The organism is Sphingomonas bacterium (genome assembly GCF_028292945.1).
In the GTDB taxonomy this organism is placed as follows: Bacteria; Pseudomonadota; Alphaproteobacteria; order Sphingomonadales; family Sphingomonadaceae; genus Sphingomonas.
Map to the genome: position 1 here is coordinate 1 of NZ_JAQGLJ010000062.1, position 11,768 is coordinate 11,768.

8 protein-coding genes and 1 pseudogene are annotated in these 11,768 nt (G+C 67.1%); 3 read left to right on the forward strand and 6 right to left on the reverse strand.

What is annotated here, in order from left to right; all coding sequences use genetic code 11:
- From JWN21_RS07740 to JWN21_RS07765, 6 genes and pseudogenes are all read right to left on the reverse strand, one after another.
- Positions 1 to 434: pseudogene (locus JWN21_RS07740) on the reverse strand (biotin synthase); the annotation flags it as partial.
- Positions 435 to 547: 113 nt separating this feature from the next.
- The gene (locus JWN21_RS07745) at positions 548 to 1,351 is read right to left on the reverse strand and encodes a DUF3445 domain-containing protein (protein ID WP_299647950.1); all 804 of its coding nucleotides are present in this window, start codon (positions 1,349 to 1,351) and stop codon (positions 548 to 550) included.
- 117 nt (positions 1,352 to 1,468) lie between these two features.
- A complete protein-coding gene (scpA, locus tag JWN21_RS07750) occupies positions 1,469 to 3,676 on the reverse strand; it encodes a methylmalonyl-CoA mutase (protein ID WP_299647953.1) in 2,208 nt (735 codons plus the stop codon).
- Positions 3,676 to 4,461, reverse strand: coding sequence for an enoyl-CoA hydratase-related protein (locus tag JWN21_RS07755; RefSeq protein WP_299647956.1), 786 nt, complete (start codon positions 4,459 to 4,461; stop codon positions 3,676 to 3,678). The genes scpA and JWN21_RS07755 overlap by 1 nt, the downstream gene beginning before the upstream one ends.
- A 70-nt stretch (positions 4,462 to 4,531) precedes the next feature.
- Complete coding sequence (gene mce, locus JWN21_RS07760; protein ID WP_299647959.1) at positions 4,532 to 4,996, reverse strand: methylmalonyl-CoA epimerase; 465 nt, start codon at positions 4,994 to 4,996, stop codon at positions 4,532 to 4,534.
- Entirely contained in the window at positions 4,977 to 6,503 is a 1,527-nt protein-coding gene (locus JWN21_RS07765; protein ID WP_299647962.1) for an acyl-CoA carboxylase subunit beta, read from the reverse strand. The genes mce and JWN21_RS07765 overlap by 20 nt, the downstream gene beginning before the upstream one ends.
- A gap of 485 nt (positions 6,504 to 6,988) precedes the next feature.
- Between JWN21_RS07765 and cas9 the strand changes: the two genes are divergently transcribed.
- Genes cas9 through cas2 form a run of 3 tightly spaced genes read left to right on the forward strand, consistent with a single transcriptional unit; the run spans position 6,989 to position 11,541 of the window.
- Entirely contained in the window at positions 6,989 to 10,225 is a 3,237-nt protein-coding gene (gene cas9, locus JWN21_RS07770) for a type II CRISPR RNA-guided endonuclease Cas9 (protein ID WP_299647971.1), read from the forward strand.
- Positions 10,226 to 10,270: 45 nt separating this feature from the next.
- Positions 10,271 to 11,206 (forward strand): type II CRISPR-associated endonuclease Cas1, encoded by a 936-nt coding sequence (gene cas1 / locus JWN21_RS07775; RefSeq protein WP_299647965.1) that lies wholly within the window; start codon positions 10,271 to 10,273, stop codon positions 11,204 to 11,206.
- Positions 11,203 to 11,541, forward strand: a complete 339-nt coding sequence (gene cas2 / locus JWN21_RS07780; protein ID WP_299647968.1) for a CRISPR-associated endonuclease Cas2 — start codon at positions 11,203 to 11,205, stop codon at positions 11,539 to 11,541. The genes cas1 and cas2 overlap by 4 nt, the downstream gene beginning before the upstream one ends.
- Positions 11,542 to 11,768 lie beyond the last annotated feature (227 nt).

Here is an 11,768-nt window from a genome sequence, read left to right on the forward strand (position 1 = left end):
TGGCGCGCGTCGAGCATGCCCAGCGTCATGCACGTCTCCAGCCCCATCGCCTTGACGCCCTGGATCATCGCGGCGACCTTTGGGATGTCGCGGTCCTTGGGCGACCGCCACGCCGCGCCCATGCAGAAGCGCTGCGAGCCGGCCGCCTTGGCCTCTGCGGCGGCGGCGAGGACGCTGTCGACGTCCATCAGCTTCTCCGCCTTCAGCCCGGAGTCGGCGAAGGCGGATTGCGAGCAATAGCCGCAATCCTCCGGGCAGCCGCCGGTCTTGATCGACAGCAGCGTGCAGAGCTGCACCTCGTTGGCGGCATGGTGGGCACGATGGACCTGCGCGGCGCGCAGCAGGAGGTCGGCAAAGGGCAGGTCGAACAGCGCCCGGATGTCGGCGCGCGTCCAGTCGGTTCTTACCCCGTCGTCCGGGCCTTCAGCCGGCATCCATCTCTCCACATCAGACCACGGTGCATGTGGCGCGTTGGACCCCGGCTCGGGTCCCAGCAAAACACTAGTTTGCTGGGGTCCCTCGACGCCGGGATGACGAAGTGTATCGGTCACGTGGCGGGCTCCATCTTCATCCTTCCAGCCGCATAGCCTGCCAACGCTTCCGCGTAAAAGGGCGCGGCGCGACGTTCGTGCTCCCCGCTCGCGGTGGCGGCAATGCCGTCAGCCACGCGCCGCACAGCCTGCGTGCTCAGCCGGCCGAGCGGTTCGACGGCGATGCCGATCGTGAACAGCACCGCGCCCGTCTCCGGCAGCCGCCGCAGCGTCTGGCGTTCGCACCGGACGAACAGCGTCTCTCCTGCATTCGCGACCGTTACATGCGCGAACCGGTCAGCGGGCTCGTTGGTCGGCATGTAACGCCATGCCGGGTCCGCCACGACGAACCAGTTGGCACGACCGAAGATCGGGCCGGGCGGCAGCGTGCGGAAGAGATGGTCGACGCCGCTCGCGAGCTGCTCCGCGTAGCCGTGGATCGGCGCATGCACGGCGATCAGCGGCAGGCCGATCTTGTCGGGCAGCCGCCAGTCCGTCGGGAAGCCGACCACGCCCGCGGTCAGGATATACTCGCTCGCGGCACCCTGTTGCAGCAGGCACAGATCCTCCCAGCAGGCGCGCACCGCCTCGGCGAGCCCGCCTTCCACGCCAAGCAGCGCCGCCACTTCGCGCCCGGCCGCCTCGGCTTGCGGCAACAGCCGCACCGCATCGGGATGCGCCTCGAACGCCGCCGTCCGCTCCGCCTTGTCGAAGTTCGGCTGCAACCAGTCCGCTTCGGCGACCCGGCTGAGCCCCATCCGCAACGCTCCGCCGCCCCGGCCGGCGTGAACGAGTTCCTCGGCGGAAAATCCAAGGCTCACCGCGCAGAGACTGCGTCATGCTGAACTTTTTTCAGCATCCCCGCGAACCGCTGGCGAGCCGCCAGTCGCATCCGGCTCGCACGGACCCTGAATCGAGTTCAGGGTGACGCAGCGAATTCATTCCGCCGCTTCGTCCTGTGGCGGCATGTTGTGGCCGAGCAGGCGCAGCACCTCCTCCGCCGCCTGGATCAGGTTGGTGCCCGGGCCGAAGATCGCCTGCACCCCCGCGTCGCGGAGCGTCTGATAGTCCTGTGCGGGGATGACGCCGCCCGCGATCACCTTGATGTCGGGGCGGCCCGCATCGCGCAGGTGGCCGATCAGCTCGGGGATCAACGTCTTGTGACCCGCCGCGAGGCTCGACGCGCCGACCACGTCCACATCCTTCTTGAGCGCGAGCGCGGCGACCTCTCCCGGGGTCTGGAACAACGCGCCTGGCACGATCTCGAAGCCAAGGTCGCCGAACATGCTCGACACCAGATTGGCGCCGCGATCGTGACCGTCCTGACCCATCTTGGCGACCAGCATGCGGGGCTTGCGGCCCAGCCGGCGCTCGGTGGCGGCGACGCCGTCCTCCAGCCGCATCCAGCGCGCATCGTCGGCATAGGCACCGCCATAGATGCCGCTGACGGGCGTCGGCTGCGTGCCGTAGCGGCCGAACACGTCCTCCATCGCCGACGAGATCTCGCCTAGCGTCGCGCGCGCGCGGGCGCAGTCGACGGCGAGCGCCAGCAGGTTGGCCGAGCCGCGCGCGCCCTCGCGCAAGGCGTCCAGCGCCGCCTGGCAAGCCGCCGCGTCGCGGCCGCCGCGCACCCGCGCCAGCCGCGCGACCTGCGCCTCGCGCACCGCGTGGTTGTCGACGTCGAGAATGTCGATCGCATCCTCGTCCTTCAGCCGGTATTTGTTGACGCCGACGATCACGTCCTCGCCCCGATCGACGCGAGCCTGGCGGGCGGCGGCGGCTTCCTCGATCATCGCCTTGGGCCAGCCGGCCGCGACCGCCTTGGCCATGCCGCCTTCCGCCTCGACCCGCTCAATGATCTTCCACGCCTCGTCGACAAGCGACTGGGTCAGGCTCTCGACATAATAGCTGCCGCCGAGCGGATCGACGACCTTGGTCATCCCCGTCTCCTCCTGCAGCACGATCTGCGTGTTGCGCGCGATGCGGGCGGAGAAGTCGGTGGGCAGCGCGATCGCCTCGTCCAGTGCGTTGGTGTGCAGCGACTGGGTGCCGCCCAGCATCGCCGCCATCGCCTCGATCGTGGTGCGGATGACGTTGTTGTACGGATCCTGCTCCTGCAGGCTGACGCCGCTGGTCTGGCAGTGGGTGCGCAGCATCTTGGAGCGCTCGTCCTTGGCGCCGAGTTCGGTCATGACGCGGTGCCACAGCGTTCGCGCGGCGCGCAGCTTGGCGACTTCCATGAAGAAGTTCATGCCGATCGCGAAGAAGAACGACAGCCGCCCCGCAAACTGGTCGATGTCCATGCCGTTGGCGATCGCCGCGCGCGCGTATTCGCGGCCGTCGGCGATGGTGAAGGCGAGCTCCTGCACCTGCGTCGCACCGGCTTCCTGCATGTGATAGCCGCTGATCGAGATGCTGTTGAACTTGGGCATCTCGGCCGAGGTATAGGCGATGATGTCGGCGATGATCCGCATGCTGGGGTCGGGCGGGTAGATGTACGTATTGCGGACCATGAACTCCTTGAGGATGTCGTTCTGGATGGTCCCGTCGAGCTTGGCGCGCGCGACGCCCTGCTCCTCCCCGGCGACGATGAAGAAGGCGAGGATCGGGATCACCGCGCCGTTCATGGTCATCGACACGCTCATCTGGTCGAGCGGGATGCCGTCGAACAGGATCTTCATGTCCTCGACACTGTCGATCGCGACACCCGCCTTGCCGACATCGCCGACCACGCGGGGGTGGTCGCTGTCGTAACCGCGATGCGTGGCGAGATCGAAGGCGACGGAGAGCCCCTTCTGTCCGGCGGCCAGGTTGCGGCGGTAGAAGGCGTTGGACGCCTCGGCGGTCGAGAAGCCGGCATATTGGCGCACCGTCCATGGCCGCCCCGCATACATCGACGCGCGCACGCCACGCGTGAACGGCGCAAATCCGGGCAGGCCGGGGTCGGTCGTCACGTCGGCGGCGGTGTAGAGCGGCTTTACATCAATGCCCTCCGGCGTCGGCCAGGTCAGATCGCGGCCCTTGACCTCCTTCGCGGCGAGCGCCTGCCAATCGGCGAGCTTCGGCTGTTTGACAGGTTCGGGCAGCTCGCGCGCCGGGGGCGCCGCCCCGGTATCTTCCCCGGTGTTGTACTCGATATCGGCCATCAGGCCCCTCTGAACGCCGCCTTGCGCTTCTGCAAGAAGGCCGCCGCACCCTCCATCGCGTCGCCCGAGTTGCCGGCCGTGCGCTGACCGATTGCCTCGCGTGCCAGTGCCTGCGTGTAAGTGCCGTCCATCGCCTCCGCGATGTTGCGCCGCATGACGCCCAGCGCCACCGTCGGTCCCGCCGCCAGTCGCTCCGCAAGCGCGGTCGCCTCGGGCATCAGCTCAGCGTCACCGACGCACTTGTGGATCAGACCCCACCCGGCTGCCTTCTCCGCGCCGATCTTCTCACCCAGCATCATCATCTCGGTCGCGCGCGCCTTGCCGACCAGCCGGGTCAGCATCCACGACGCGCCGCCATCGGGCACCAGGCCGATATTGACGAACGCCTGGAGGAAATAGGCCGACGCTCCCGCCACCACGAAGTCGCAGGCGAGCGCGATCGAACAGCCGATCCCGGCCGCTGGGCCGTTTATGGCCGCCACGGTGGGCACCTCCAGCTCGGCCAGCTTCATCATCAGCGGGTTGTAGTGCCGGGTCAGCGCCGCGTGGCTCCCCTGCCCGACGCTGCCGGCGCGCTCCCCTCGCCCCTGCAGGTCCGCGCCCGAACAGAACGCGCGGCCCGCGCCGGTGATCAGCACCGCGCGCGCGCCGTCGATGCGGTCCAGCGCGGCGTTCAGCTCGTCCGCCATGTCGAGCGACGCGGCGTTGAGCCGGTCGGGCCGATTGAGCGTGAGTTGGAGCACGTCGCCGCGCCGCTCGGCGAGGATGGTCTGATAGTCGGGCATAACCCCTCCGTTCGTCCCGAGCGAAGTCGAGGGACATGTGTGTCTCGACTACGCTCGACACGAACGGATGTTAAGTGCCCGCCTGCGCTCCGTGGCTGCTGTCGGGCGTCTCCATCAGTTCGACCAGTACCCCGCCAAAGTCCTTGGGGTGGACGAAGACAATCGGCGTCCCGTGCGCGCCGATGCGCGGGCTCCCGAGCACGGTCGCGCCCTTGGCCTTCAGGTCGGCGACGGCGGCGTCGATGTCGGGCACCTCGAAACAGACATGATGCTGCCCGCCGGCCGGGTTCTTGCGCAGGAAGCCGGCGATCGGGGAGGCGTCGTCATAGGGCTCGATCAGCTCGATCTGCGTGTTGGGTGCGTCGATGAAGCATACGCGCACCCCCTGCGCGGGCAGGTCGAACGGTTCGCCGATCGCGGTCGCGCCGAGGAGGGTGCGGTAGATCTCGATCGAGCGCTCGATCGAGGGCGTCGCGACACCGACATGGTTGAGGCGGCCGAGGGTTCCGGGCGCCTCAGAGCGGGATGTTGTCATGCTTCTTCCACGGGTTTTCCAGCTGCTTGCCCCGCAGTTTGCGCAAGCCCAGCGCGATCCGCCGCCGGGTCGAGTGCGGCATGATGACCTCGTCGATGAATCCCTTGCTCGCCGCGACAAAGGGGTTGGCGAAGCGGGCTTCGTACTCCGCCGTCCGCTCGGCGATCTCCTCAGGCGTGCGGCCGCGGAAGATGATCTCGACCGCGCCTTTTGCGCCCATCACCGCGATCTCGGCGGTGGGCCAGGCGTAGTTGAGGTCGCCGCGCAAATGCTTGGACGCCATCACGTCATAGGCGCCGCCATAGGCTTTCCGCGTGATGACGGTGATCTTGGGCACGGTCGCCTCGGCATAGGCGAACAGCAGTTTCGCGCCGTGCTTGATGATGCCGGCATGTTCCTGCGCGACGCCGGGGAGGAAGCCGGGGACGTCGACGAAGGTGACGATGGGGATGTCGAACGCGTCGCAGAAGCGCACGAAGCGTGCAGCTTTCTTGCTCGAATTGATGTCGAGCACGCCTGCCAGCACGGTCGGCTGGTTGGCGACGAAGCCGACCGTGCGGCCCTCGATCCGCCCGAAGCCGGTCAGGATGTTGGCGGCGTGGGTCGGCTGCACCTCGAAGAAGTCGCCTTCGTCGACCACCTTCGCGATCAGTTCGTGCATGTCGTAGGGCTGGTTCGCCGACGCGGGGATCAGCGTGTCGAGAGAGTCCTCCAGCCGGTCCCACGGGTCCGACGTGGGTCGCTCCGGCACGCCCTCACGGTTCGATAGCGGCAGGAAGTCGATGAAGTCGCGCGCCGCCAGCAACGCTTCGACATCGTTCTCGAACGCGTTGTCGGCGACGCTGGTCTTGGTGGTGTGCGTCACGGCGCCACCCAGCGCCTCCTGCGTCACCACCTCGTTGGTCACCGTCTTGACCACGTCGGGGCCGGTGACGAACATGTAGCTCGAGTCCTTCACCATGAAGATGAAGTCGGTCATCGCCGGCGAATACACCGCCCCGCCCGCGCACGGGCCCATGATCAGGCTCAACTGCGGCACCACGCCCGAAGCCAGCACGTTGCGCTGGAACACCTCGGCATAGCCGCCGAGCGACGCGACGCCCTCCTGGATGCGCGCGCCGCCGGAGTCGTTCAACCCGATCACCGGCGCGCCGACCTTCAGCGCCATGTCCATGATCTTGCAGATCTTCTGCGCGTGCCGCTCGGACAGCGAGCCGCCGAACACCGTGAAGTCCTGGCTGAACACGAACACCAGCCGACCGCTGATCGTGCCCGAACCGGTGACGACGCCGTCGCCGGGGAACACCTGATCCGCCATGCCGAAATCGACGGCGTTGTGCTCGACGAACATGTCGAGCTCCTCGAACGAGCCTTCGTCAAGCAGCACGTCGAGCCGTTCGCGGGCGGTCAGCTTGCCCTTGGCGTGCTGCGCGGCAATGCGCTTTTCGCCTCCGCCCAGGCGGGCGGCGGCGCGGCGGCGGTCCAGTTCGGCAAGGGTCGAGCTCATGCCGGCGTCATTCGCCAGCCGCCGCTCGATTGCAAGCTAGCCCAGCACGTGCGCCAAGCGCTCGCGGTCCAACGCGCCTTCTCAACGCGCGACGACGATCGTCGCCAGAGCGTTGCCGATGAAGTTGGTGATGCTGCGCGGCGCGAGGCGAGCGGCGTCTCCGGCGTCTCCGGCGTCACTCGCCACTCCCACCAGCCGGTCAAAGAAAAGGCGGGGCCGTAGCCCCGCCCTTATTTGGTGCAGTCAAGCTGCTTGTTAACAGCTGGCCGCGATCTCTGAGATCCACATTTTCAGTCGAACCGGTGCCATTGTCAATGGCGATGGCAGCCTTGCCGGCCAGCGATGGCGAGCAGCCGCGACATATGGTGCATGCCACCTAAGTGGCTGTGTCAACATGGCAACGCGCGTAGACTTGCTTTGATCGACTCGACGATGTGGACGACTCCGTTGTCCCCGTCGAGCCGAGGTGGCGATGGGGGGACGTGATGCGGCGGCTGGGACTGGATATCGGCACGAACAGCATCGGCTGGTGCCTGACCGAGGACGACGAACGGGTCGTCGATCTGGGCGTGCGCATCTTCAGCGATGGTCGCGACCCGAAATCCGGCGCGTCGCTCGCCGTCGATCGACGCGCCGCGCGCGCCATGCGCCGTGGTCGCGACCGCTACCTCGGCCGACGTTCCGCGTTTCTCGACGCATTGGTCGCGCATGGTCTGATGCCCGCCGATGCCGACGAGGCCAAACTGGTCGCGGCCAAGGATCCCTATTCCCTGCGTGCTCGCGCGTTGACCGAGCGGCTGGAACCCTTCGAGATCGGCCGCGCGCTGTTTCACCTCAATCAGCGACGCGGCTTTCTCTCAAATCGCAAGGCGGAGCGGCGCAGCAAGGATAACGAGGAGGGCAAGGTAAAGCTGGGCGAATATGCCCTCGATCGCGCCATGCAGGAGGCCGATGCCGAGACGCTCGGTGTGTTCCTGTACAAGCGACAACAGGCTGTCGACGCGCAGGGCAGAAGCGAGCCGCAATCCACCCGCGTCCGGCTCGACAGTGAATCGCAGGCGTACGATTTCTATCCGCAACGCCGGCATGTCGACCATGAGTTCGGCTGTATCTGGCAAGCGCAGGCGCAGCATCACCCTGCCCTGCTGACCGACGAGGCGCGCGCGGCGCTGCATCGCGTCCTGTTTTTCCAGCGGCCGCTGAAGGAGCCGGAGGTCGGCGTCTGCACCTTCGTCAACAGCGAACGCCGCCTTCCCAAGGCGCACCCGCTGTTTCAGCAACGGCGCCTCTATGAAGAGGTCAACCAATTGGAGATCACGACGCCCGGAGCGCAATCCCGCAAGTTGACGCCCGAGCAACGCGATCTCCTGATCATGGAATTGCGGGGCAACAGGGAACGCAGCTTCGCCGCGCTTGGCAAACGTCTGAAGCTGCAGCCCGGCGAAAGCTTCAACAAGGCCTCGGAAACGCGGCTGGCGCTACGCGGCGATGAAGTCTTCGCGGCAATGGCGCACAAGACGCGGTTCGGCGACACGGCCTGGTCCAACAAGAGCGCCGAGGAGCAATGGCGCATCGTCGAGCGCCTGATGGACGAGGAGGATCCCGACCGGCTTCACGCTTTCCTGACGGAGGAGTGCGGCCTGTCCGAAGACGGTGCCCGCACCACGGCCAAGGCGCCGCTGCCGGAGGGACACGGCCGACTTGGAGAGACGGCGACGCGATTGATCCTCCAGGCGCTGAGGGGCGACGTCATTACCTATGACGAGGCCGTTCGCCGCGCCGGTTGGCATCATAGCGACGATCGGACGGGTGAGGTCCTCGACCGCCTGCCCTATTATGGCGAGTTGCTGACACGTGACATCCCCCCCGGTTCGCAGCTGGCGTCCGATCCGCCCGAAAAGCGCTGGGGCAAGATCACCAATCCCACCGTTCACATCGGCCTGCGCCAGCTTGAAAAGCTGATCAACGCGATCGTCGCGACCCATGGTCGCCCCGATCACATCGTCGTCGAACTGGCGCGCGACCTGAAGCTCAACGACAAGGACAAGGAGGACCACAACCGGCGCATCCGCAAGGACACCGCCGACGCGCAACGCCGCTCGCGCCTTTTGCGTGGTGTCGACGCGTCGGAGAACATGACGGGCGAGCCGATCGCGGCGGACACGGGCGCCAACCGGGCGCTGCTCAAGCTGTGGGAAGAGCTCAACCCGGCCAATGCGCTCGACCGTCGCTGCCCGTATTGCGCGGAGCCGATCGGCATGCGCCAGCTGTTTTCCGGTGAAGCCGACATCGATCATATCATCCCCTATTCCCGGTCGCTCGACGACAGCGCCGGCAACAAGGTGGTCGCGCATCGGGCGTGCAACAGGACCAAGGGCAACCGGACGCCGTTCGAGAAATGGGGTTCCGAACCCGATCGCTGGGACAGGATAACGACCCAGGTCGCTCGCCTCCATCGATCCAAGCAATGGCGCTTCGGACCGGACGCGATGGCCCGGGTGGAGAAGGACGGCGGCTTCCTCGCCCGCCAGCTGACCGACACCCAGTACCTGTCGCGGCTCGCCGGCAAATATCTCCGCAGCCTGTACCCGACGGCCGACGACGGCAGCGTCTACGTCATCCCGGGTCGGATGACGGCAATGCTGCGCAGGCTATGGGGCCTCAACACGATCCTGCGCGATCACAACTACGTCGAGAACAAGCATAGCGATGCACCGAAGAACCGTCTCGATCATCGCCACCACACCATCGACGCCGCCGTGACGGCGGTCACGACGCGCAGCCTGCTCCAGCGGATCGCGCGCACCGCCGGCCTGGCCGAGGACAAGGACCTCGACCGCCTGTTCGAAGGGCTGGAGCAGCCATGGCCGCGGTTCCGGGAGGAACTGGAGGAGCGGGTCAACCGCGTGACGGCGAGCCACAAGGCGGATCACGGACGACACGGCCAGCCGTCGCGCCACCGTGATGTCACGTCCGGGCGGCTGCACAACGACACGGCCTACGGGCTGACAGGCAGCATCGCCGCCGACGGCAAGACTCCGATCGTCGTCCACCGGGTGCCGCTGACCAGCTTGAAGCCCGAAGACGTGTCCAATCCGGAGCGAATTCCCGACGGCACGCTGCGCGCCGAACTGGCCAAGGTCACCCACGGCACGTCGGGCGCAGCGTTCACCGCACGGCTGCTTGAGTTTCGCCGGCACGGAGCGGCGCTGACCGACCGGAACGGACGACCGCTCTACAAGGGCCTGCGGCATGTCCGCGTGCGAGAGGCGCTGAACGTGATCCCGATCCGTGACGCCGCCGGGCGCGCCTACAAGGCCTACAAGGGCGACGCCAATGCGCGGCTGGAGTTGTGGCGCCTGCCCGACGGGCAGCTGAAAACCCGCGTCGTCACGATGTTCGATGCTCATCAGGCTGGCGTGACCGATCAGCGACCCCATCCGGCCGCCAGGCGGATATTGAACCTTCGCCAGAACGATGTGCTGGCGGTCGAACGCGACGGTGGACCGCGCGAACTTCTGCGCGTGGCAGGGTTCAACGTGCAGGGGCGGCTCACGCTGGCGGCGATCAACGAGGCGGGCAATCTGAAGGAGCGCGACGCGGCGAAGGAGGTCGATCCGTTCAAATATGTCTATCTATCGGGTCGCAGCATTCTCAAGGCGAAGGCGCGGCAGGTCAGGATTGATCCGATGGGGAGGGTTTTCGACCCCGGTCCGCGCTGACATCCACACCCTCCTGTCCTAGCCTCCACGGGCAGGAGGCAGGTCATGCAGCGGATCGTCGACATCGCCACCGACGGCAGTCACCTGTCCGCCCATCGCGGCTTCCTGCTCGTGAATCAAAACCGGGAGGAGGTCGGGCGCGTGCCGCTCGACGATGTCGCCGCCGTGATCGTCCATGCGCACGGCACCACTTGGACGACCAACCTCGCGGTCGCGCTGGCCGCGCGTGGCGCGGTGCTGTTGCTGTGCGGGTCTAATCACACGCCCGTCGCGCTATGCCTGCCGATCGCCGGCCACCACGCGCAGAACGGGCGCATGCGCGCGCAATGGGAAGCCGGCCGACCGCTCGCCAAGCAGCTGTGGCGTCAGGTGGTGACCGCCAAGATACGCTGGCAGGCCGCGGCGCTCGATGCCGCGGGCGGTCGTGCCGAGCCGCTGCTGTTCCTGGCGCGGCGGGTGCGCTCGGGCGACCCGGACAATCTGGAGGCCCAGGCGGCGCGGCGTTACTGGACCGAGTTGATGGGCGCCGGTTTCCGCCGTGACCGCGCGGCCGACGGCGCCAACGCGATGCTAAACTATGGCTACACCGTCATGCGTGCCGCCTGCGCGCGCGCGGTCGTGGCGGCGGGGCTGCACCCGTCGATCGGCATCCACCATGCCAATCGCGGCAACCCGCTGGCGCTGGCCGACGATCTGATCGAGCCGTTCCGCCCGCTGGTCGACACGCTGACGGTCCGCCTGCGCGCCGCTGGGCACGAGAGCGTTACGCCCGAGACCAAGCGCGCCTATGCGGGGCTGATCGCGCTTGACCTGCCGGGCGACGACGGCACCACCACCGTCTGGCTCGCGGCCGAGCGCGCGGCGCAGTCGCTGGCCCGCAGTTTTCAGAGCGGTCGCGCCGCCGATCTCGTGCTGCCCCGTCCGCCCTCGGCATTGGAGCTTGCCGGGCTTGACGCACTCGCGCCTGTCGCGGCGCGGTGACCGCGACGCAGCTCTCCGGTTACCGGCTGATGTGGATCTTCGTCATGTTCGACCTGCCCGTGGGCACCAAGGCGGAGATGCGCGCCGCGACCAAGTTTCGCGAATATCTCCTCGACGAAGGGTTCGAGAAATCGCAATTCTCGATCTACGCCCGCTTCTGCAACGGCAAGGAGCAGTATGAGTCGTATCTGCGCCGCATCGAGTCGCACCTGCCCGACCGGGGAGACATCCACATCCTGAGCTTCACCGACCGCCAATACGAGAACATCGTCCGGTTCGCCGGGCAGCGCCGCCGGCGGCAGCGCAAGAATCCCGACCAGCTGGCACTATTCTGATGAGTCGCGGTCGGTTTGTTCGCGCGATCAGGCCGCTATGTCCTGTTGGAACAAGAACATAGCGGCCCATCAGTCATAACCGCTCAGAGATCGCGGTCCAACGGCAACATAGACGTAGTGGAGCCGTATCGACGGGGAGTCATAACCGCTCAGAGATCGCGGTCCAACGGCAACCAATGTGGCGTGTATGGCTTCCTGCGCGTCGTCATAACCGCTCAGAGATCGCG